At 31.5% G+C, this 23,924-nt stretch carries 18 protein-coding genes; 7 read left to right on the top strand and 11 right to left on the bottom strand.

Features of this window, described 5'->3' with window-relative positions; translation table 11 throughout:
• Positions 1–15 precede the first annotated feature (15 nt).
• The 9 genes from N3Z17_RS03360 to N3Z17_RS03320 all read right to left on the bottom strand — a co-directional run bounded on the left by N3Z17_RS03360 (position 16) and on the right by N3Z17_RS03320 (position 15,090).
• Positions 16–1,170, bottom strand: coding sequence for a D-alanine--D-alanine ligase family protein (locus N3Z17_RS03360; RefSeq protein WP_282472593.1), 1,155 nt, complete (start codon positions 1,168–1,170; stop codon positions 16–18).
• A gap of 25 nt (positions 1,171–1,195) precedes the next feature.
• Positions 1,196–2,059 carry a protease modulator HflC gene (hflC, locus tag N3Z17_RS03355; protein ID WP_282472592.1) on the bottom strand — a complete coding sequence of 288 codons (864 nt, stop codon included), beginning with the start codon at positions 2,057–2,059 and terminating at the stop codon, positions 1,196–1,198.
• 22 nt (positions 2,060–2,081) lie between these two features.
• On the bottom strand, positions 2,082–3,185 hold the full coding sequence (hflK, locus tag N3Z17_RS03350; RefSeq protein ID WP_282472591.1) for an FtsH protease activity modulator HflK: 1,104 nt from the start codon (positions 3,183–3,185) through the stop codon (positions 2,082–2,084).
• A 96-nt stretch (positions 3,186–3,281) separates the two neighbouring features.
• Positions 3,282–3,914, bottom strand: a complete 633-nt coding sequence (locus N3Z17_RS03345) for a coiled-coil domain-containing protein (protein WP_282472590.1) — start codon at positions 3,912–3,914, stop codon at positions 3,282–3,284.
• Positions 3,915–6,659: a TrbL/VirB6 family protein gene (locus N3Z17_RS03340; RefSeq protein WP_282472589.1), complete on the bottom strand. Its 2,745-nt coding sequence runs from the start codon at positions 6,657–6,659 to the stop codon at positions 3,915–3,917.
• Between the two features lie 14 nt (positions 6,660–6,673).
• Positions 6,674–9,673 (bottom strand): TrbL/VirB6 family protein, encoded by a 3,000-nt coding sequence (locus N3Z17_RS03335; protein WP_282472588.1) that lies wholly within the window; start codon positions 9,671–9,673, stop codon positions 6,674–6,676.
• Positions 9,674–9,732: 59 nt separating this feature from the next.
• A complete protein-coding gene (locus N3Z17_RS03330; RefSeq protein WP_282472587.1) occupies positions 9,733–12,360 on the bottom strand; it encodes a TrbL/VirB6 family protein in 2,628 nt (875 codons plus the stop codon).
• On the bottom strand, positions 12,357–14,774 hold the full coding sequence (locus N3Z17_RS03325; RefSeq protein WP_282472586.1) for a VirB4 family type IV secretion/conjugal transfer ATPase: 2,418 nt from the start codon (positions 14,772–14,774) through the stop codon (positions 12,357–12,359). Before N3Z17_RS03325 ends, N3Z17_RS03330 begins: the two co-directional genes overlap by 4 nt.
• A gap of 25 nt (positions 14,775–14,799) precedes the next feature.
• Positions 14,800–15,090, bottom strand: coding sequence for a VirB3 family type IV secretion system protein (locus tag N3Z17_RS03320; protein ID WP_272906043.1), 291 nt, complete (start codon positions 15,088–15,090; stop codon positions 14,800–14,802).
• 91 nt (positions 15,091–15,181) lie between these two features.
• Here N3Z17_RS03320 and tmk point away from each other — a divergent pair, with 91 nt between their 5' ends.
• The 4 genes from tmk (at position 15,182) to N3Z17_RS03300 (ending at position 19,154) form a co-directional block, all read left to right on the top strand.
• Positions 15,182–15,796: a dTMP kinase gene (gene tmk / locus N3Z17_RS03315; protein ID WP_282472585.1), complete on the top strand. Its 615-nt coding sequence runs from the start codon at positions 15,182–15,184 to the stop codon at positions 15,794–15,796.
• A 100-nt stretch (positions 15,797–15,896) separates the two neighbouring features.
• Positions 15,897–16,919 carry a TAXI family TRAP transporter solute-binding subunit gene (locus tag N3Z17_RS03310; RefSeq protein WP_282472584.1) on the top strand — a complete coding sequence of 341 codons (1,023 nt, stop codon included), beginning with the start codon at positions 15,897–15,899 and terminating at the stop codon, positions 16,917–16,919.
• A 440-nt stretch (positions 16,920–17,359) separates the two neighbouring features.
• The gene (locus tag N3Z17_RS03305) at positions 17,360–18,076 is read left to right on the top strand and encodes a hypothetical protein (RefSeq protein WP_282472583.1); all 717 of its coding nucleotides are present in this window, start codon (positions 17,360–17,362) and stop codon (positions 18,074–18,076) included.
• Positions 18,077–18,602: 526 nt separating this feature from the next.
• Complete coding sequence (locus N3Z17_RS03300) at positions 18,603–19,154, top strand: DUF924 family protein (RefSeq protein ID WP_282472582.1); 552 nt, start codon at positions 18,603–18,605, stop codon at positions 19,152–19,154.
• Positions 19,155–19,335: 181 nt separating this feature from the next.
• Here the strand turns inward: N3Z17_RS03300 and N3Z17_RS03295 are convergent, their stop codons facing one another.
• Both N3Z17_RS03295 and udk read right to left on the bottom strand, forming a co-directional pair.
• Positions 19,336–20,559, bottom strand: coding sequence for a NupC/NupG family nucleoside CNT transporter (locus tag N3Z17_RS03295; protein WP_282472581.1), 1,224 nt, complete (start codon positions 20,557–20,559; stop codon positions 19,336–19,338).
• 5 nt (positions 20,560–20,564) lie between these two features.
• Positions 20,565–21,191 (bottom strand): uridine kinase, encoded by a 627-nt coding sequence (gene udk, locus N3Z17_RS03290; protein ID WP_282472580.1) that lies wholly within the window; start codon positions 21,189–21,191, stop codon positions 20,565–20,567.
• Between the two features lie 186 nt (positions 21,192–21,377).
• Between udk and N3Z17_RS03285 the strand changes: the two genes are divergently transcribed.
• Genes N3Z17_RS03285 through N3Z17_RS03275 form a run of 3 tightly spaced genes read left to right on the top strand, consistent with a single transcriptional unit; the run spans position 21,378 to position 23,900 of the window.
• Positions 21,378–22,355 (top strand): ribonucleotide-diphosphate reductase subunit beta, encoded by a 978-nt coding sequence (locus N3Z17_RS03285; RefSeq protein WP_282472579.1) that lies wholly within the window; start codon positions 21,378–21,380, stop codon positions 22,353–22,355.
• 13 nt (positions 22,356–22,368) lie between these two features.
• Positions 22,369–23,148, top strand: a complete 780-nt coding sequence (locus tag N3Z17_RS03280; protein ID WP_282472578.1) for a TatD family hydrolase — start codon at positions 22,369–22,371, stop codon at positions 23,146–23,148.
• Between the two features lie 5 nt (positions 23,149–23,153).
• Positions 23,154–23,900 carry an MBL fold metallo-hydrolase gene (locus tag N3Z17_RS03275; RefSeq protein WP_282472577.1) on the top strand — a complete coding sequence of 249 codons (747 nt, stop codon included), beginning with the start codon at positions 23,154–23,156 and terminating at the stop codon, positions 23,898–23,900.
• The last annotated feature ends 24 nt before the right edge of the window (positions 23,901–23,924 follow it).

The raw sequence follows: 23,924 nt of genomic DNA, 5'->3' as shown, positions 1-23,924 counted from the left end.
AAATCACTCCTTACTCTAATTTAATTTGATAGAGCTCAAAATATCAATAGAATTTTTATTTTTTAGCCTACTAAGTTTATGCTTCTTTAGTGATAGTGCGATTAATTTGTCTAGTAAATCTTTATATTTGATTCCATAATGATCTAATAATTTAGGATATAGACTAATTTCTGTAAATCCAGGAAGTGTGTTTATCTCACTAAAAAATAATCTATTGCTTTTAGTTTCAAGAAAAAAATCTACCCTTGCAAGACAATTACATTCTAAAATTTTAAAAATTTCTCCAGCTTTTTCTCTAATAATATTTACTATAGGATCATCTAATATTGCAGGAATTTGAAATTTTGCACCATCCTTCATTATATATTTAGCTTTGTAGCTGTAAAACTCATCTTTTGGAATTAACTCTCCAGGATAACTGATTATAGGTTTGTCATAATCATCAATGTTTTCGAGTACAGATACTTCTATTTCTTTACCCAAAATCCCTTGTTCAACTAAAATTTTATTGTCATATTTAAAGGCATTTTCAATACTACCCACTAGGTCATCAAATTGCTTTACCTTTTCAATACCAATACTAGAACCTCCATTTGCAGGTTTAACAAAAAGAGGATAAGAAAAATTTTGACTGATATATTGAATAAAATTGCTCTTCTTTTCTTCATTGCCATACTGATACTCTTTAATACTAATATATGGTGCAACCAAGGTACCGCTCCCTTTTAGTATCATTTTAGTAAATTCCTTATCCATTGTAATTGATGAGCTCAAAATATTTGAGCTCACATATGGGATATCTAGCAACTCAAAAAAACCTTGCAGTATACCATCCTCTCCGGTTTTTCCATGTATAATAGGGAAAAGCACATCAACTGATTGATTTATTTCATTGAAATCTACAGGCTTAATGCAATTATAATTATAATTTTCTTGGCACTTAATCTGGTTTATACACTTTGTAATATGATGAGCTAAGTCAATCTCTGACTCATTTACTAATGAGTTCAAATTTATATAATGCCACTTACCATCAGTATCAATATATATAGGAATAATAAAATATTTAGCTACATTAAGGTTTTTAATTATAGAAATTGCTGATTTTATTGAAACTTCATGCTCAGCGGACAAACCACCAAATAAAACACCAATTTTTAATTTTTTCATTTATCTATAATTATTTTAAAAATTACTAATTATTAAAATACTTTAAAAATTTATTATCTGACGAAAGTACTAAAGATGAATTTTCATTAAATAAATTCTTGTATATGTCTAATGATTTGTAATATTCATAAAAATCTCTATCCTTACTATATGCTTGCGCATATATGTTAATGGCTTCAGCATCACCCTGCCCTTTAATAATTTCTGCTTCTTTATTCGCTTCTGCAATAAGAATTGTCCTCTCTTTGTCAGATTTAGCCTTGATAATTTCACTCTCCTGATGTCCTATTGCCCTAATTTCTTTAGCTTCTTTCTGCCTTTCTGTTATCATCCTTTCATAAACAGCATTTCTAGCTTTATCTGGTAAATTGACCCTAATAAGCCTAACATCAACAATATCAACTCCAAAACTTCTGACGTTTTCATTTACTATATCAATTACATCTTCTCTGATTTTATTTCTCTTAGAACCCAAAATTTCAATAAATTTTACCCTACCAATTACTTCTCTAATTCCAGATTCAATTATAGATTCTAATCTAACTCTGAATTTATAATCATCCTGCACTGCTTCATAAAAACTTTTTGGATTAACTATTTTATATTTTGCATATGCATCCACCTTCATTGTCTTTTGATCAAAGGCAACAACCTCACTGTTCTCACTCATTTTAAACGTTAAATTTTGTATCCTCTTGTCAAAAAATTTCACATCTTGAACTAGTGGTAATTTAACTTTTAATCCAGGCTCTACTACCTCATTAATTACTTCACCAAACTGTATAATAATTGCTATCTTCCTTTGATCTAAGACATAAATTGAATTAGCTACAAGAAAAAGCATTATTATAAACGCAATAAGCAACCCACTTTGAACTTTTCTCATCATACCTCAATTTTATTTATTATCATTATTTGTTATCCATCTTATTAAGCGGTAAAAATGGCAATATACCTTTGGATATATCTTTATCAATAATAATTTTATTAGTATCTTGATAAACTTTTTCCATTGTATCTAAATACATTCTTTTTTTCGTAATGTCTTTATCAACCGAGTAAGCTTTGAAAATTTCATTAAACTTAGTTGCCTCACCATAAGCCTTAGATATGGTAGATTCTTTATATGCTAGGGCTTTTTCAACCAATGTAGCACCCTCACCTTTAGCTTTTGGTATAATCTCATTCCTATAGGCTTGCGCTTGATTGATAAATCTTTCTCTATCAGCCTTTGCTGATTGTACATCACGGTATGCATCCCTTACTTCTGGCCCAACATAACTATATAAAATCCCCACACTAACAATTTCAATCCCAGAACCATATGAATCCATTATCTTTTGCAATCCATTTTTAACATCCTGCTCAATTAGCAGCCTTTTTTCAGATAATGCTTCTGATAGCGTTACCTCACTAATTACCTGCCTCATTACACTTTCAGCAGCACTTTTAACAATATTCTCACTTGTGCCATCCTTTATATTGAATAAATAATTTTTTGCATTCATAATCTTCCACTGTACATAAAAATGCATATCAATTATGTTTTCATCTCCAGTCAGCATCTGACTTTCTTTAGGATAACTTAAATCATTTTCATTTTGCTTCGAATCATCTACGCCTAAATAATTAGTCTTGGAAACTCCAATTGGATCAGTAATTTTGCCAATAATATCCTTTTTAATCCTAGTTACACTTACTTTTTCAACCGTTTCAATAGGACTTGGTAATTTATAATTTAGACCAGGCTTTACCTCTCTACTATATTTACCGAATCTCATTATTATCCCCTCCTCATCCGTATCTACAGTAAAAAATCCTGTTGAGAGCCATATTAATGCTAACAATACTAAAGCCACATATATCATTCCAAAATGACTACCTTTCTTTTTATTGTTAAAATTAATATAACCTATGATCTTTTCTTGAGTCTTTTTTAGTGACTCTTTTGTATTATTATCTTCATTTTCAGAATTTTTATTATCCAAATTACTACCCCAAGGATTATCTATCATGACTTTAATTGAATATTAATACAAAATTATAACGTTATAAATTTATAATGAACATTACGAGTTCTTGCAAGTAATTTAATAAAAATAAATCATTCTCTATTTTATCCTTCTCATTTCTTCAAAAATTTCTTCTTCTAATTTTTTCATATGATCTATCTTTTCTTGATATCTTTCAGCTTCCTCCTGAATTTTCATTATCTTCTCCATTGCAGTTTCAAGATGCTGATCTTGCACTTGGACTTCTCCAAGAGCTTGCTGTTGTGGCTCTAGATACAAACCTTCACTACCCCACTTATCTTGAACAGAACCCTTATACGCATCTAGCTCAGATTTTTGCAGGTCATACATGTATTGAGTATTACTTACCTCCTCTTTAGCTCTTGCCATATCCTCTGAATATTTATTATACTCCTGAACTTGAGTTTCAAAATTTCGATTATAGGCCTCCCTTCCTTCGTCAATCTGAGCTTGTAACTGCTCAACATTACTTTGTTGCTCTTGATATCTATTCTCTAAGGCCTGATTAAGTTTTAATTGCGGAGCTTCTGTCTCATCTGTGACCTCACTCTTATTTTTTTGCACTTCTTTAGCAAGTTGCTCTGCTAATTGTCTTTGTTGCTCCAATTCTTTATTTAGATCATCTAATTGTCTTAACTGTTCTGCTAATTGAGTTTGAGAACTAGAAAGCTCCTCTTGTCTTTTTTCAAATAACCCAACCGTTTGGTTCATTTATTCCTTAGTATTTACTAATCCATCTTCAATTTCGTATTTACTTACGCCACCATTAAGAACTCTTTGTTGCTCCTCATATAATTGATATTGTTGTTGCACTAAATTTCTTTCACCTTCAAATTTTTGCAGATTTTCGTTATATGTTTCAGCGTTTTGCTGATGCTTAGTAAATTGCTGTGCAAAATTCTGCCTTTCTTGCTCAAGAGATGACGCATCTCTTTCTAATTGCTGTTGTTTTTGTGCTATACTCCTTTCCTGATCGCCAAACCTTTCTTGAAGTAACTGTTGATATCTTTCTTCTACTTTATTTATATCTAACGGATCACGCTGTCCCTTTAATTGCATTAACTCTGTATCATTTCTTTGAATATCATCTAACCTTTGCCTTTCTACAGTTAGATCTTTACGACCTTGATCTAATTGACCTTGCTTATTCTCCAAGGCATCGAGCTTATTTTCAAGCAATTCTTTTGCATTTAAGATTTTTCCTTTTTCTCCTTTCAATTGCTCATATGTCTTATCTAATCTTTCTACACTCTTATCCAAAATTTTCTTATCCCCTGATAACATTTTTTGCATTAAGTCTCTATTTTTCTGCTCATCACCTTTTTTGAGTGATTTTCTCAATTCAGCAAATTTTTTAGAAAAGTCCCCTACTTTACTTTTAAGATCCTTTAATCCTTCTGCAACTTTTTGTTGCTCTTTTTTAATGTCATATACTCCAAGATCACTATTAATATCACCAGTAAAAGCACTCCACATTGCAGTAACTCCAGCTGCCTTCTCAACTACTCCCTTTGCTCCCTTAATTACACTATCTTTCTCAGTACCTAAAGTTATATGTGATGCTCTATCAACATAATGCATCAATCCCATCCTTTGCTGTATAGGTGACAATACTTTTTTATCTAACAATTTATAAGCCTTCGAACCATATATTTCATCCTTAACAAATCCATCAAATGCTGCCATTGTGCCTTCATACATACCTTTTAGAGGTTTTTTATCGACACCACCCAAAGCATCAACAAGCTCAGGCACAAAATCCATATATACTCTAAATAACACAGAAGAAATTAAGACATAAAAAAACTTAAGCGGCGTTACAGCATTAGAAAATTCACTATCATTGCTTGCTTTCCAAAATTTAAAATCAATAATAGTAATACCGAGTGGCTCCCAACTGAATATAGTTTCCCAACAAACTGAATAGTACAATAAGTTTTGTAATTGTGTAATTATTAAGCTTAACATCAATGCAACTGTTGCTGTTACAACTATCATCATCACACATGAAGATATAAATTGTTCTATCCAATGATCAAAGAAATGAATGGTTTGTTTAAATAAGATAGTTACTATAAAAATCGGTAACAAAATAATCAACAATGCTAATAAGAAAAAGCTCATTATGTATTGCACCAACGATCTCCACATTCCCATAAACATCAAAATAACACAGATATATATACCAATTATTAAATAGAATTTGCTCGTAAATAATATACCCCATATTTTAACATTAAAGGCTTTTGATATTACCATTTCAATAACATCATCATATGCAGAAAAAACAGTATTTAATTCCGGAAAAGGTAATAATGGTCTGTTAGTAACAGGGTCAAACATTGATGACTGCATAATTATTGTAGATATGTCTATGGTGGCGCTTATCAATCCTCTAAATAAATCAGGTATAGCATTTAAGGTTGGATCAGAAATAACAGTAGATATAACGCCAATTTTAAACAATCTTATAATTAGCTCTGTTTGATTAATTTCAATTAAACCAAGCATAAAAAATATTACTGTAAATATCACAAACAACACAAGCAATATCCTTAGTATTGTCCTAAAACTAGAGTCTTTAACTATATTCTGATATATAATGTCCGATACTTTTGTAAATGTGTCTTTAAAAAAATCAATCAACTCTTCAACAAAGCCTACTTTTTTGATAAAAGCTCCATTATCAATCCTAATCTTATAAGATCCAACGTTATCTCTATAATATGAATCTTCTACTTTAAAATATATTACTCCGCCACTTGGAATCGGCTCCTGAATAAATGATTTACTTGCTCCATCCCATCTTTCAACATGATCTACTACATACGTTTTTATTGTAACATTATCAGAAGAATCTCCACTAGAGGTGCTGGGGTTGTATTGCGTTTCTTTTAATGGCCCTACTCTAAAAGTTCTAAAATAATCACTACCCAATACTTGTGCAGCATTAGGATCAGTGCCATTTAATGCAATTAAACCATATATACCATATCCATCTTTTATACAGCAAGGTAAGTTCTCCTGTTTATTCCCCTTATCTATCTCTTTTCCATCCGGAAAACAACCTCCCCCAACACTTTCACCACACGTGTTAAATGGACAATATTTTCCATCAATTTCTAAATCACCCCATGGCTTCCAACCACCTTCTACGGTTATCGCTATATTATTTGCATCACTTTCTAAACTAGTGTTTCCTTTAGTAAAAAATTCTGGATCAAATTTTTGCCACTGACATTCCCCACATTTTGGATCTTTTGAATTTAAATCCTTGCACCCACAATTAGATTTAATAATCATTGTTCCTGCCGAAAATCCAAAATCATACGCCATGTAACAACTACCCTGATAATTATCAGCAATACCAGTGCAATCATCAGCATTAGCTATATCAGCAAAGGTGACACTATGCATTAAAAGTAAAAATAATAAAAATTTAAAAAATATTTTCATTTTTCCTTTAGTCATCATTTCCTCTGAACTTTATCTGAGTTTCCTTTTTTATCATCACCCTTCTTATTATCTTTGTCATCGCCTTTATCTTTAGATCTATCCTTCAGGGCATAATCACCAGTGCCTAACATAGTATTAGCCGCTTTAGAAATCATACCACCAGCATAGGACTGTGCACTTACTGCAACCGCTTCTAAATCAAATCCATAAAAACTACTTGTAGCTATCTTATTTGCAAAGCCAGATGCCAATCTAACCATTCCATCCATAGCCTGTACAACAATCAATACTGCAAAAACTGGAAGTAATAAATTAACTGGTGAAGACATAGAAGCTTCCAATGGAAAATGCGCACCATATAAAGCAACCCACCATGCATTTTTCCATGGCAGACATAAATATGTTCCAAATATGTCAAATGATAATAAACATGTTGGGCAAGCCGTAAAACTTAAAGCTGCATGCAATGTTAAAACAAAAATTTGATGAAGTATAGCAAGGGCCGTAAACGCAAAAAGTGGTTGAAATACCATTGATATCATATTGTTAATCCACGATCTGAATAATTTAGATGTCTTTTCAAATAACATAAAAGAGATAAAAATTGGCGCTAATATAAACAACACGCATAAAGTTATCATAGAATACAAATATGTAACAATGACACGCAATGCACATATTAGATAACTTATAATCGCTATAATCATTAAAATTGCTATCAATATTCCAACTAAGTTTGTACATGTTAATGCCCATATTTTTGTCCATATTGCATTATTAAATAATTGATGAAAAATTTCATCAAACATCCCAAAAACTGCTTTTACTAATTCACTATGTGTCGCACTTTCAACGTCTATTTTTTGAATATCAGTAAATGGCCTCACAATATCATAAGTTAACTCCATACTCCCATTTAATAATGTACTAAATAAATAGGTATTAAAAAATGTCCAACTATTTGGCGAAATTATCATGACGACAAAAGCTATCTTTAAAGTTCTATTCATTGCTTCTTTTTGGGTAACTTGTGCGAACCCTATCATGTAACTAATTCCTGTATATACTAGATATAAAACCAATAAAGCTCTAATTCCATTAATTATCAGAGGGCTCTGAATTAATTTATTAAATATATACTGAACTTTACCAGAGTTCATTTTATTACCATCATCACCAATGAAAAAAGTAGTAACTTGATTCACAATATCTGATATAACATTAGATATACTATTACTAGGAGTATCTTTTTTGTTCACGATGACGCCGTACGAACCTAATGTTGACTCTCTACCATACTTTATTAAATCTGGGTTTATCCTAAAATATATCTTTCCATCTTTATCAATTGCAATCTCCTGATCACTTTTGTCTCCGTACACATAATCTTTAGCATCATTCCACTTTAAATTCTTATCCCAAGGCTCATACCTTCTTTCTTCATTTTTACCATCCCCAACAGCACCAGCAATAGTATACTGCAGACCATCGCCATTAGAGTATGGACTACCTTTTCTACTTATCTCAACCTCATATCCACCAAAATTATTGCTATAATCTCTTTGAATAACATTATTTGTGATTATACTACCCTTATCATAAGTTTGTTGATCAACTTCAACTGTCTTATCCTGTTGCCCAATTGGCTTACCATTAACTGATGTATTACAATGTTGATAATACAAAGTTTCATATTCAACACAACAACTATCATGGAATACTCCACAATTTGGCCAATGATCTTTCTTTGTACACTCCCCCTGTCCCGTACCGGAATTATCGCATTGAGTCACCTCAGTATAATCATCCTTGTACTTAATTTGAAAAGTATCGTCTCGGCTGGTATATCCATTTAAATAACCTTGAAACTCAAACTTATCTAAAGGAACATAACTAGCGCTCCATCCATTTATATTTAAGCTTTTTCTAATTAATGTAGTTCTTGTTCCTCTTAAAGAGCAAGAAGTAGGATCTTGCTCTTTGATTCCTTCACTAGATATTCCACTACACTGATTATTATTTTGTCCTGAACAATCAATGGTTTGATTATTTTTATTTATACAATAAGACTTCTGATTGTCAGAAACGTAATAACATGTTGATAATTCTTCCCCAGGAAAATAATTTTTACCGCCAAAACAAGAACCATTAAATGTTAAATCTAAATCTGATTTATCAGGATTATACATTTTATCCGAAGTGAATGGCAATAGAGCGCCTTTATCTTTGCCTACGTAATTACCAAAAAATTTCCCTCCATAAGCAACTCTTAAATAATCACCATCTTTTAATTTAATACCTGTATCCTTCCATTGCGAAACCCTTGCATTCCAGCTTCCTGGCTTAGTTTCTTGTTCAGGCTTAGTATACCAATAATCAGGGGTTATTCTCTTAGTTTCAAATCCACCTAAAAAAATTGTATTTCCATAAGGACTATCTGAATTAGCTAAGCTGAATTTTACCTTATCGCCCTGCTTAACATCAAAATTTATTGGAAAATATGCAAAATCAACAGACTCATCATTAGTTTCACCTGAAGTGTCGCATGCCGTAAGTGTAGAAATTTGACTACCTGACCATTTCCACCCAAAAACATTTGAGTCACTATCATCTTTAATCCTATATTGACTAGAAAATATTTGTCCTTTCCTGCACTTTACCACACAATCATCTATTATATCCTGATTCAATTGTGCACCAGTTAAGCTGTTCGGTATACCTGATTTAGACAACTCAAGGCAATCATTTCCGTTTCTTTTTTGGCAATCAACACTACTAAATTCACTCGGTTGAGCAAATTCTCTACATTGATTTTCACATATTTTATCACATCTACTTCCATGAGGTCTGACATATATATAACTTTTTTGAGAATCTCCATAGTCCCACGGCATATAGCAATCCTGAAAATTTATACTTTCAGCAAATCCGAAAAAGATGTTAGTTAAAACCAACAACAATCCTAAACATAGTAAGAAGCATTTATTAACAATGATCTTTATAATATGTTTCATTTAATCATCTCCTTAAAATCCTCATATTGACATTATACAATGATTATGTTGCTTGCTTATCATTTACTATCACCTTTTTTGGCACCACTACCTCCTTTACTTACAGCTTTTTTAACAGCCTTGAGTGGACTTTTAGCCATTGTTCCAAATGCTTTTTTAAATGCTCCCGATAAATCTCCCTTAGCGAGCCCAGCAACAGATTCAACACCAGTTAAATAAGCAAAAAATGTAGAAATTGTATTCATTAACATGAAGAATAAAAATGCCATCAATGCTAATTTGAGCATTGTTAAAAATAGCGCATCTACCACAGAAGAGCTCATTTTAGTAAATGTACCTAATATCCATAAATCAGTCGTTTCATACAAACCCTTTATTACATGTCCAATATCCATATCGCACATATCTTTCATGGAATTGTCTACAGTATTATTATTACTAACATTGTTCGCAATTGCACATATAGGACTTTCTGACGAACCTTTATCTTTACATTGCACAAAAATACTAGGTGATTGAGGATCCATTTTCAGATCTCCAAAATAAATATTATCAAACGTTGCAAGCATCAATGCAATGAAAGCAAAATGCAATCCAGGATAAATAATGTAGCCCAAAAGCATCTTAGACCATGTATCATAAATACCTTTTGTAAAATCAAATAGTGCAAAAGTTATCATAATCGGAGATACAGCAACCAATATGGTAATCGAGAACATTGAAAGGATAAATATGTGCGTAAATTTAAAAATAATCTTCAGTAACATATATGTGTAAATAAACATCGCTATACACAATACAAAACCTATACCACTGACTAAAATTAACGCAGTAATTGACCATATCGCAATAAGTCCAGCAAATGAATAATTACAGGTTCCCATATTTAAATAGTTTATCAATCTACAATCAATTAAATCCCATACCGTCATTTCAACAACACCATTAGCACCTGCAGTAGGAGAAATGCCACCTGTAGCTGATATCTTTCTTTGACTCAATAATTGTTCACTCTCATACTGAAATCTGCAATGTCCCAAGGGGTCTGACATATTTTGCGCTCCCATAAAATAACTTGCTATTTGCTGAGAACCGTCGATTATACCATAATAAATTCCAACTTTATTTCCTTTTTCATCCACGGCAAACCACGCGTTACCCAAGGTAAAATAAACAACCAGCGCCAATTTAATAGCAAACATTAAATAATCACTTCTCTTTAAGGCTCCCCCAGAATTCATTATTTTAATTCCTGTAAGACATAAATACAAAGTTATCGCAGCAAGAACAATTTTTTTAAGGTTTTTTTGGATTTCTGTAAAAAATCCTGACTCAGAATTAGGATTTATAAATACTCTCTCAAGTAAATCTAAAATACAACCAACTGTGGTACTTGTGATATGCATTTCACTCATCAAAAAATTTGAAACTGATTTCTTATTACCATGCTCATCATCAGGCACCCCTTCCTTATTTAGATATAATCCCAAACTTTTTAAATCCGTTCTGCCGTTACTAAAATATTCACATCTCGTACCCTCTCCAACATTTAAATTAGGCACATCCACTAAACTCACTGGCGGAGGAACATAGGTACAACCAATTTTAACAGGAAATAACGTATACGGCGCAGCAACGCATAATTGAACCTTACCAATATCAGAGTTAAATCTATAATAACCTATAAATTGAAAAAATCCTTTAGCATCACTCTTCCCAGTAATATCATACAAATCACCATCTGGTTGAAAGGTACACGAATCATGTTGATCTCTAAATAAATTAGCCACGATTAGAATTATATCCACTATAGCCGCCCCTATCATACCTCCGGCCATTGCACCAGCACCAGTAGCTATACCAAGATCTCCTGGCGATACCTTAGCTATCCTACTAATAACGTTAGTATAATAAACTAAAGCATGACCACTAGACAATTTTTTCAAATCTGTTGGAGCATCACTTGGAAAACTGTTGCCGCTAATACCCTTAGCATTAGGCCCTACTAATTTACCATACTGATTAGTACAATATGGAGAAGCTTCTTGCATATAACCATAAGTATTATCGAGTTTCTCCTTATAATCAGGATCACTTGAAGCCAATTCACCATCAGTATGAGGGTCACCAGTACCAGGGTCATATTTTGGATCACAATGATAAAAAAATGGCACATCAACAGCAGTGAGAGGTGGTAAAGGATTACTTCCTTGCACAAATTTTACATTACCATCACTTTTTGTAGGATCGCATTTATACCCTAGCGCAATATTAGCATATTCATGAGGAGCAATGATGTATGCATTAGTACATACGTCAAGCATTATAATATATTCAATACCTATGGCAATTAACGCAAATATACTGGCCGGAGAAAAAGATAACAAAGCATCCATATAGAGTATAGCTCTACCTATAGTAGCTAATTCTGACCAACCAGCTCTAGAAGATTTATCCACAGAGTTATTTTCTTTCAAATAATGCGGAATGCTGACGTTATTAAAATCACCAACAGATAGCTGAAATATCGCTTTACCAGAGCTAAAACAATTATCAATATGCGAAAACCATGAGCTACCATCCCTTGTTTTGTTTTCATAATCTATCATTGAATCAAAACTATAAGCTTCTTGTCTATTTAAAAAAATTAAAAAGAAGAAAATTATAAATAACCTTAAATATCTCATTTTTTTGACCTAATTTCTTTTAGTTTTTCTGAAAATTTAGGAATCCAAACATTTGGATTATTTCCATATTTTTTTCTCACCTCATCTAAAACAACAACCGTATCTGCTCTACCAGATAATATATCTACCACTTCATTCATTCCACTTAAATCAATTTTTGCTACAACTGCATCATTACCCTGTTTAATCAAAAAATATCTTGTTCCTGGATCAGTAGTTTTAATCAACTGATATTCTCTTTCACTTAACATAAAGGATTTTTTATATACATCAGTCGCTTTTAAATTTGGTAAAAATATTTGAGTTGCAGTTTGCTGTATCAAAGTATCACTGATTTGACTTTTACTAGCATCCTCCACGCTTTGTGTAGCAAAAACAACAAATGTATTTAATTTCCTCAACACCTTCAACCAATCCTTAATTCTTGGTGCAAAAATTGGATTATCTATAAGGGCCCAAGCTTCATCCAATACTATCATACTTGGCGTTCCATCAAGTGATAAATTAATCCTGTGAAATATGTACGATAATACTGGGCCCAAACTTGCTTTATCTTTTAATAATTCGGCCATCTCAAAGCCAAATACACTAGATTTGCCAAAATCTATCACATCATCATCATTATCAAAAATACTTGCATGCGAACCTCCAGAATGCCACATAGCCAACCTACCTGCAAGCGTTCCTGGGCCAGACATACCTAAAAATGCAGCTATGTTAGATAATTTTCTATCCTTCTTTTCCAATTTAAAATTACCTTCAACTGCACGACTTAGCAAATCAATGTCCTGAGCAGTAATTGCCTCTCCATTTACAGAAACTAATTGCTTAAGCCAATCATATAAAAAAGTCTTATTTTCCCCTCTATCATCCAATTTTAATGGATTAAAGTTACATTTTTTACTTGGATCAATAACTGTATATTCGCCCCCTAATGCTCTTAAAAAAATTTCAGCACCTCTATCTTTATCAAAGAAAAACAATCTGCACTGGTATTTCTGAGCCTGAGCACATAAAAAATTCATTAATACCGTCTTACCTGCACCTGTTGGTCCAATTATTGTAGTGTGACCAACATCTCTTAAGTGAAAATTAAAGTAATATGGCGTGCCAGACGTTGTATCCATAACAGTAACAGCATCTCCCCAATGATTATTAAATTTCTTACCTGTTGGATAATTATGAAAAGAATTAAAAGCAGCTAAATTCAAGGTATTAATAGTTGAAGACCTTACGATAAAATCATCATTACATGGCAATTGTGCCCAGAAAGCAGGCTCCATATTTACACGCTCTCTCACTCCAACACCACCAGTATTTGTAAGCTCAACTGAAGCCATTGATAATGAATTTTCCAGCTCCTTTAAATTATCAGCTATACACATAACAGACAAGTGATGCGTTCCAAATGCAATTTCACCTCCCATAGCCATATCTAATGCCTCGGAAATACCTGCAATTTGCGATATAGCCTTATCACCAGCCTGAATCATTCTATTTTGTTGCAATTGCATTTTTGCAATTGCTATTTGCCTATTAATAAACTGAAAAGATTGAGTTACAACAAATTCAAATGGCATTTGCAAAAAACTATCCATCATTCCTGCCCATGTCTTTTGACTATACTCCTTCAAACTTACCATTCCTGCAAATTTTGATTTACCATTAATACCTTTTATTTCTATAGCTTTTTTACCAAAATAAAGCCTTTCGTTACTAACTAAATTATCAAGCCTACCAAACCCAACAAGTGAATTTGAATTACTACCACAATTTACGATATTGCTAAAAAATTCAATTATCTCAGAATAGCTTTGATTACCTCTTTCCACTATACCAAGTAACTCTGGACTATATTGCCTGAGTGAATTCACTATTCTATTAGTAGCCTCCTGCAATTGCTCAAAACCCTCTACCATAGATTCATCTTCTGTTCTTTTCTTAGGATTCTTAGAGAACTTTTCAAAAAAATCATTAATGAATGACACGTTAAAATTTCTTTTAACTTTACACGAAACAGTTATATACAATTCATTTACAAAGCCTTTCTGATTTTTATGCTTTTGTATCCATTTATCATCTAAAAAACTTGCAAAGCCATCTGGCATATTTATATTTCCCAGTGAACCTTCATAGACATCTTGTTTTTTCCTAATTATGTGAAAATATAGACTAATACTAGGATCTGCCATTCCTTTAAAAAGAAAATTTCTTATATTTTTTTTAATATCAACATCATCATCGTCTGCAGTTTCAAAAGAAAAACCTCCAAGCTTTATGACCTGAACTAACTGATTTTTTTTAGTATAAACGACATTTTTATCCAAATGATACAAATACGGAACAAACCCACTAAATGGATACTCCCTATTAATTAAGCTATTTTTCTCTGGTTTAGCTGAAAAAAATCTCATTACCCTCTATTCACATATATTAAAATTAAAATGGATCATACGAATTAGCTCCGTGGAAAAACTTATTCTTGCATTTTGAACATTTTTCAGCCCTTACCTTAAATAATTCTATGAACAAAGGTTCCTTTGAGCATATATAATAACCTATACCGTGGATTGGAAACGCAATTACCAAATATAAAAATTTAGCTGTCATGATATACATCAACATACAGACAAGCGCATTAACTATAAAAAAATTATAACTCACACCAAAGAGAAGTGGCGGTCTCGTTAATCCTACAAAAAGGTGGTCAGTATTTAAAGATCCAGGCATAATACTTCAAAAAAATCACATAATTTATAGTAACTACTTGATTCTTTGAGCACAAGTTATATTTTACAAAAATAAATATTTTAATTTAGAAATGAAATTCATAACATTTGAAGGATGTGACTTCTGTGGAAAATCAACACAAATACAACTACTCAAAGAACATTTTAAAATAAATAATCACAAGGTGTTTTTAACTAGGGAGCCAGGTGGAACAGAGCTCGCAGAAAAAATCAGAGAACTAATATTGTCATTCAAAGAAATTAAAGACCCACTGACTGAATATCTATTAGTCTCTGCCGCTAGAAAGGACCACGTTGACAACTTAATAAAGAAAAAACTTCAACAGGGATATTATGTTTTATCGGACAGATTTTACGATTCATCCATATGCTACCAAGGTTATTACAAAGGTCTAGATGCTAATATTTTAAAAACTATTAAGGAACTAATTATAGGTGCATTTGAACCAGATTTAACTTTTTTAATCGATATTCCTGAAGATGAAATTGAAAAGAGAATGTGCACAAAAAGAGTTAATAATAATATTTATGACACAAAACCAAAAGATTTTTACAAAATAATCCGATCTGGATACTTAAAAATTGCACACGAAAACAATGATAGAGTATTCATCATTGACGGTAATAAAAAAATAGCAGATGTAAATGCCCAAATAATCAAAATTATCAAGGAAAAAATATTGTAGTTGATTTAAAATTTAAAATCGTGCAATATTCCTTAAGCAATTTAACATTTATCTGATGATTAAGATCGAAATTAAACCGCTTTTCATCTTACTGTGCATTATGCTTATCAATACAGATACAGTTTTTGCAATTGAAAAGCCCCAAAATCCTTTTGAAGATAAAAATTTAAATTCCAAAGACGATACTAGTCAGGTAAAAATTACTACCGATAAAAAAGTTAAAAAGAAGGAATTTTTTAACCCAAAAACAATAACAATTGCTACAAGTCATTCAAATAATAGCATAGGACAGGTAATTTGTAGTTTAGTAAACTACAATCAACATATCACAGGCTTTAACTGCGTAATTAAATCAACTTTAGGAAGCTTACAAAGCATTGATAAATTAAATAAAGGTGATGTTGATTTTGCAATTGCCCCAGCTAGCCTTGTATTTGACGAAATTCAAAATAACAAAGATAAAGACAGCTTAGCCAAAAATTACAGATTTGTTATGGCATTAAATGCTGAAGTTTTAAATGTTTTAATCAAAAAGAATTCTAAAATCAAAAGTATTGATGACATTAAAAACACCATTATTGATGTTGGTGGTAAATATTCCGCTACATATGTTTTTTTACAAAAAATATTGAAGCAAAAAAAATGGACATATCAGGATTTAAGTGGAATTGAATATATAGATTACCAAGATAAAACTAATGCATTATGCTCAGGCAGAGTAAATGCAACATTTATTTACGGTGTAATCCCTAATATGTACGTCAATGATATTGCTAATTTTTGTGAGGTAAAATTAGTGCCTATTGATGATAAATTAATAAATGATATATCTTCATCTAATGACTTCATAATTAAACAGGTAATTCCTGGTGGGACATATCTAGGAAGTCCGATTGGTACTCAAACTTTTGGTAGCCCTACTTTACTTATTTCTTCAAGCAATACTGATAAACTAACGATCTATAACTTAGCAAAATTAATAGTTAATAACATCAACACTCTTAAAAAAATTCACCCTGTATTTAACTTACCTTCTTTGCAAGCAATTGCAGATAACAAAAATCAAATTCCGTATCATGAAGGCTCTGCTATATTATTTCAAGAGAGAAATTTAACCCCTTAATAAAAAAACTTAACGGGTGCTCAAAATCAATAAGTCAGCGCTTAATCAGAGTACACAAATTATGATTACTAACCGAATAAAATTTGACCTTATACCCTTAATCTTTTCTCATATTTATTTTTTTCAGAGTTCATAATTTTACAATCTTTTATTCAATCTCATAATTCTATTCTCGTTTTAACTTGACGGTGTCCTTCAGGAATGCAAAATTCTAAAAAAGCTGCCTAATTTTTGTTAAACAGGATAGTATGATAGGTTACAAAACAAAGCCTTAGTCTACTGAAATTTTACATGTGCAAATTAAGAATCTCATGCAATTGCCCTGGAAAATGATTGACCAAAAATAATTTAACTTACACAAAGAAAATGATTGACCCGGCTCTGATTTTAAAGCAATTGTTAATGGTAAATAACCTCATTCCTAAAACATTATGTCTAATATGTCTAATTTAAAAACACAATTAAGTAATGCTTATGGATTTATAGTCGGCAGTGTATCTGGTGCAGTTAATTACGCAGCCTATCTAACATTTATATCCATTGGACCATTAACAGCTTTTTACACTACTCAATATATTTCTTGTAAATTTGCTGGTGGACAACAAGTTTTAGGCGATAGATTATCAAAGTTTATAGGTTTATATACTTTTATAAAACAAGGAGATATAATTTTAAATTATGCTCAAGCTTCTGCTAAGAAAATAGAAATAGTAGTAGAAAAAGGATTTTTGGTAGATTATATACTCGGTAATAATATAGATGCTTATGGGATTTTGAACTGGCTTTCTGATGTAAAAGGAGAAGTAATTCCAATTGTATGGAAGCCATACCAAGCAAGTGTTGCTACTATATCTAAATTTGCATATATTACGGCTTATTCCGCAACTTGGATAGGTTATGCTATCCCTAGTTCATTCCTATTCAAACAAATTAGTAATAATGTTAATAAAGCAATTTACCCTAATATCTATCCTACTAATGCCGATTCTAGTATAGAAAAGATAAGTATAGGATTTTTGGTCGCAACTATAGCTATAGGGGTATATACTACTCCAGAAGTGCATAAATTAGCTTGTAGTGTTGCTAAAAATGTTGAGCTAATTTTTGAGAATTCTTTAGGGCTAATTGGTGATCAAGATGGATTATTAGATTTATAGATAATATTTTAGGATTTATTAAGACATGTCCCTCTCAAAAAACCAGGGCAATCCAGTAGAGAGGCGCATTACACACCCCCCTCTCACACCACCGTACAAGCGATGTCGCATACGGCAGTTTGAGGTTTGTGTTTAACAAAAGCAGAGTACATAAAAAAAAGAGAGTAATCTCGGCACCGTCAAGTTAAAACGAGAATAGAATTATGAGATTGAATAAAAGATTATAAAATTATAAAATCTGAAAAAAATAAATATGAAAAAAGACGAAGGGGACACCAAGTAGACAGAAGTGATCCTAGTTGGTTGGACATGTGACAAAGGATAAATTATGATAAAAAGTAATAAAATAGCGGAAATATACTCACAATATCCAATATATTGATATTGTTTAGGTGGTTAAAATGTGATAGGATTTTGCAAGTATATTATCTCTCTTTTTGAGTCGATTTAGGTCTGACTCATTGGGTTGCTTCAGCCAATCACTTTCTTCACCTTCAATTAAATTAGAATTTTATGAATACATTTTATGCAGAATTATTATAAATATAAAAATGATATTTTGTCATTTTGGTTTAGTCATAAGGTCAAGCCTTTTTGGTATACAAAAAATGAAAATTTTGATAAGGAGTTAAATAATAAATTTCTAGATACATATAATCAAGCCTTATCTTTGCCGGATAGTTGCAAGATAGATGATATAGAATTGATTCTTTCCTTTATTATACTTTTTGATCAATTTCCAAGAAATATGTTTAGGGGAGAAGCTAAAGCTTTTGCAACAGATTATAAAGCTTTAAAGTTGGCTCACCATAGTATAGAAAATAAACTTGATGAACAACTTACAAATAAAGATCATAAGCAATTTTTGTACATACCATTTATGCACAGTGAGAATGTAGATGATCAGAAAATTTCTGTAAATAAGTTTACTAACTTAGATAAAGAATCCTATAAATTTGCAATAATGCATGAAGATTTGATAGCTCGTTTTGGCCGCTTTCCTGGAAGAAATAAAGCATTAAGGCGCGAATCTACCAAAGAAGAAATTGAATTTTTAAAAGAATTTTCTCACTTTTAGGCTAAAAGCTAACCTTGCTACCAAATAGTAGAGATATTTTGGCAATAAGCTTAGAGTAAAAATCAAAGAAATAATATAAGTTGATGCTGATAGTATCGACTATTTTTGTCTATTTTTTGGCATAGTTTATTTAAACATTATCAATCTCAATCCTATATGGTTGGCGTTAGAGTAAAAATATTTAAATCAATGCCCCAATGATACTTGCAATTGAAAGGTTTACTAATGTGCCAGCTAAAATTGCTTTAAAACACAATTTAATAACCTCATTTTTTCTTTCGGGAATTAATGTTCCATAAACCCCAATCATAACACCAATACTTCCTAAATTAGCAAAACTACATAATGCATATATCATCATTGTTTTTGTTCTAAAGCTTAGCTCAGCACTAATTTTAACTAACTCTTGGAATGAAATTATCTCATTTAATATAAATTTTGTACCTAAGAGTGAACCTGCGATGCCTGCTTCATTAGACGGGATTCCTATAATCCAGGCAACTGGGTACATAATCCAACCTAATACTTTTTGAATTGTTATATCATATTCAGTAGGATTAATTGCAATAATTATTTGGTTAAGCAAATCAATCAATGCAATAAAACCTATCAGCATTGCAAGAATTGTTATGATTACCTTACCACCATCAATAATGCCAGTATAAAGTGCATCTAATGTATTTTTTGCTTGTGAATAATTTGAATCTTTGCCTTCAGAAACCTCTGAGGTTTCAGGTATTATAATTCTAGAAATAACCAATGATGCTGGTATACTAATTAAAACTGAAGTGATTATATGTCCTAGAGGATTTTCTGCAATTGGTTTTAAAATCATTGAGTATAGCACCATAACTGAGCTTGCGACAGCTGATGTTCCACAAACCATTAATGAAAAAATTTCACTATGGGTTAAACGCTTTAGGTAGATGTTTATAACTAATGGAGTTTCACTCATCCCAGAAAATATATTAGCAGATACAGCAAATCCTAAAGTTCCACCTATGTTTAATATTTTTCTAAAGATCATTGAAAATATGTTAATGATAAATGGTAATATTTTCCAATATGTTAAAACTGAGCTCAGTGCAGAAATCGTAATTAAAACTGGAAATCCCTGAAAAGCAAGAATATATCCAAGACCAGATTGCTCAGGTGGATTCGCTAATCCACCAAAAACAAATGTTGTTGCATGGGTGGTAGATTTTGCAATTGCTTCTAAAATATTGTTAAACCCAAAAAATATATTAGATATAGCAGGAATTTTAAAAAGGGTCACAGCAAAAAGTAATTGAAAAAACAAACCAATTGCCACAGTTTTATAATTTATGTTTTTTCTATCATTACTTAATAGAAAAGCAACTAATAGAGTTAAAAAAATCGTTAATATACAGTGAAAATATTGCATGAGATTCAGTTGTTTTGGTTAATTAATTGAGCTATCTTTGCTTTTATTACGTCAATTGCTATATGGTTTTTTCCCCCCTTAGGCACAATAATATCAGCATGTTTTCTGGAGGGTTCGACGAATTTAAAATACATCGGTCTAACATGATTATTATATTGAGTTATTACAGATTCTATATCTCTTCCTCTTTCAACTGAATCTCTGTATATTCTTCTTGATAAACAAATATCAAGTGGAGAATCCATATAAATTTTTATATCAGTAATTTGCCTTATTTTTTCATCAGCCAAGAGTAAAATTCCCTCTAAAATAATAACTGAACATGGTAGTATTTTTGTTGTTTCTTTTTTTCTTAAATGGCTAACATAATCGTATTGTGGCACATTAATGAATTTTTTAGACTTGAGGTCTAGCAGATGTTTAAAAAGTAATTCATGTTCAAATGCGTCTGGGTGATCATAATTTTGTAAGCTTCTTTCCTCAAATGTTAAGTCGGGGCGATTCTTATAATAACCATCTTCACTGATGATTACTACTTCGTTATTTAGATCAAAATTACATGAAATACTCTTACTAAACAGACTTTTCCCTGAGCCAGAAGGACCTGATACACCAATAATAATGTTTGACATTGCTATACCATCTAAACTTCAAATTTTTAGTAAAGTATCATAAACTAATCTATATGCAATATATAAGTTAAGTAGATTATATACCAATTTATTTTAGGTAATTGTAACAAAAATAAATAATTATTTAATTGTAAAAACATTAAAAAAAATCTATAAAACATATAGTCATTATTATAAAAAATTGTCATGTCTTTATTAAATGCAGAACCTATTTTTAAGCCATTTCACTACCCTTGGGCATATGATGCTTGGAAAAAACAACAGCAGATACACTGGCTTCCTGAAGAGGTTCCAATGGCAGATGATGTGCAAGATTGGAGAAAGAAGTTAACAGAGCAAGAGAAGCATCTTTTAACGCAGATATTTAGATTTTTCACTCAAGCGGACATAGAAGTTAATAATTGTTATATGCAACATTATGCAAAAATTTTCAAACCAATTGAAATTCAAATGATGCTTTCGGCTTTTTCCAATATGGAAACAATTCATATTGATGCATATTCGCACCTCTTGGATACATTGGGGATACCTGAGGTAGAATATCAGGCATTTATGAAGTACAAAGAGATGAAGGATAAATATGATTATATGCAACAATTTAATGTTAATTCTAAAGCTGACATAGCAAAGACTCTTGCGGTTTTTGGTGCATTTACAGAAGGGCTTCAGTTGTTTGCTTCATTTGCGATGTTGCTCAATTTTCAAAGATTTGGTAAAATGAAAGGGATGGGGCAGATCGTTGCATGGTCTGTTAGGGATGAAACGCTGCATACTTTATCAATTATTAAATTATTTAAAACTTTTATTCATGAGAATAAAGAGATTTGGAATGATGATTTGAAAAATTTTCTGTATCAAGCCTGCAGAGATATTGTTCATCACGAAGATGCCTTTATCGACCTTGCATTTAAATTTGATGGCGCGATTGAAGGAATGGATGCACATGACATCAAAAGCTATATAAGATTCGTAGCTGATAGAAGATTAAACCAATTAGGGCTAGAGAGTATATATAAAATACCAAAAAACCCTCTCTCTTGGTTAGATGAAATTCTAAATGCTCCAGAGCATACTAATTTTTTTGAAAATAGGGTTACGGAATATGCTAAATCAGCTACTAGTGGCTCCTGGGAAGATGCTTTTATAATTTTTAAAGATAAATAGCTTATTACAGATAATGATAGTTGATTCTCATTGTCATCTTGACTTCGAAGTGCTTTATAGTGATCTAGAAAGTGTTATTGAGCGTGCAAAGAAGAATGGTGTTGGTGTTATGCAAACAATTTGCACTAAAATAAGTGAATTTGAGCGTATATACAGTATTAGCAACTTAAATGAAGGTGTGTTTTGTTCCATTGGTAACCACCCGCTCAATTTAGCTGAAGAAGGTGTTGTTAAAGCAAAAGAAATATTGAAATATACTAACAGAGACAAATTAATCAGTATAGGTGAGACTGGGCTGGATTATTATTACTCAAAGGACAATGAAAAAATTCAACAAGAAAGTTTTATTGAACACATAATAGCATCTCAAGAATCTTTATTGCCTATAATAGTACATACTAGAGAAGCTGACAAGGATACGGTTGAAATATTGAAAAAATATATGTTGAAAAAGAGATTTTCAGGAGTAATTCATTGTTTCACTGCAAGTAATTGGCTTGCTAAAGAGTGCATAGATATGGGATTATACATCTCAGCCTCAGGGATTGTTACGTTTAAAAATGCAAAAGATATACAGCAGACATTCAAACAGATTCCTCATGAAAGAATTTTGATAGAAACTGATGCTCCGTATTTGGCACCAGTTCCAATGAGAGGGAAAGATAATGAACCCTCGTACATCAAATATACTGCAGAATTTATGGCTAAGTTATTGGATGTAGGTTTGGATGATTTTATAGGTATAACAACAAATAACTTTTTTAATTTATTCAATAAGGCTAAAGTAAAATAAAAAAAATGAAAGTTACTATTTTAGGGTGTGGTAGTTCTCATGGAGTACCGAGTTTGAATTGTGATTGCTTCGTCTGTAAATCTAATAATATCAAAAATAAAAGAAAAAGAGCTTCCATATTTGTCGAAACACAAAAAATAAAAATACTTATAGATACATCGCCAGATTTGAGACAGCAGTGTCTGGAAAATGATATTAGGGAAATTGACGCAATTATATATACACATGACCATTCTGACCACGTGGCAGGTATAGATGATGTGAAGAGGTTGTGTAAAAACAGTCAGCCAATTGATGCATATATCGATAATGATACTTTTGACAACCTAAATGCAAGATATGATTATATTTTCAAAACTTCTGATCCATTATATTATCCGTTACTTAGAAGAATAAAGCTTGAGCCACTTCAAAAAATAGGTGATATAGATGTTGTAGCATTTGATCAAGTTCATGGTTCTATTGTATCACAGGGCATAAGATTGAACAATATAGCTTATTCTACAGATTTTAATGAGATAGCGGAAGAATCCTTGGCAAAATTAGAAAATTTAGATGTGTGGATTGTAGATTGTTTAAGGTACTCTTATGCTCCAACACATTCATATCTTGAAAAATCTTTATTATTAGTAGAAAGGGTTAAGCCTAAATTAGCAGTACTAACGCACATGGGGCATGAAATTGAATACGAGGAAATATCAAAAATATTACCTAAAAATGTGATTGCTGCTTATGATAATATGAAGATTTAATGGATATATCACCTATTTTTTCCT

The organism is Candidatus Bandiella numerosa (assembly GCF_029981845.1).
GTDB lineage: Bacteria > Pseudomonadota > Alphaproteobacteria > Rickettsiales > Midichloriaceae > Aquirickettsia > Aquirickettsia numerosa.
This window is presented reverse-complemented; position numbering and strand designations above follow the sequence as displayed.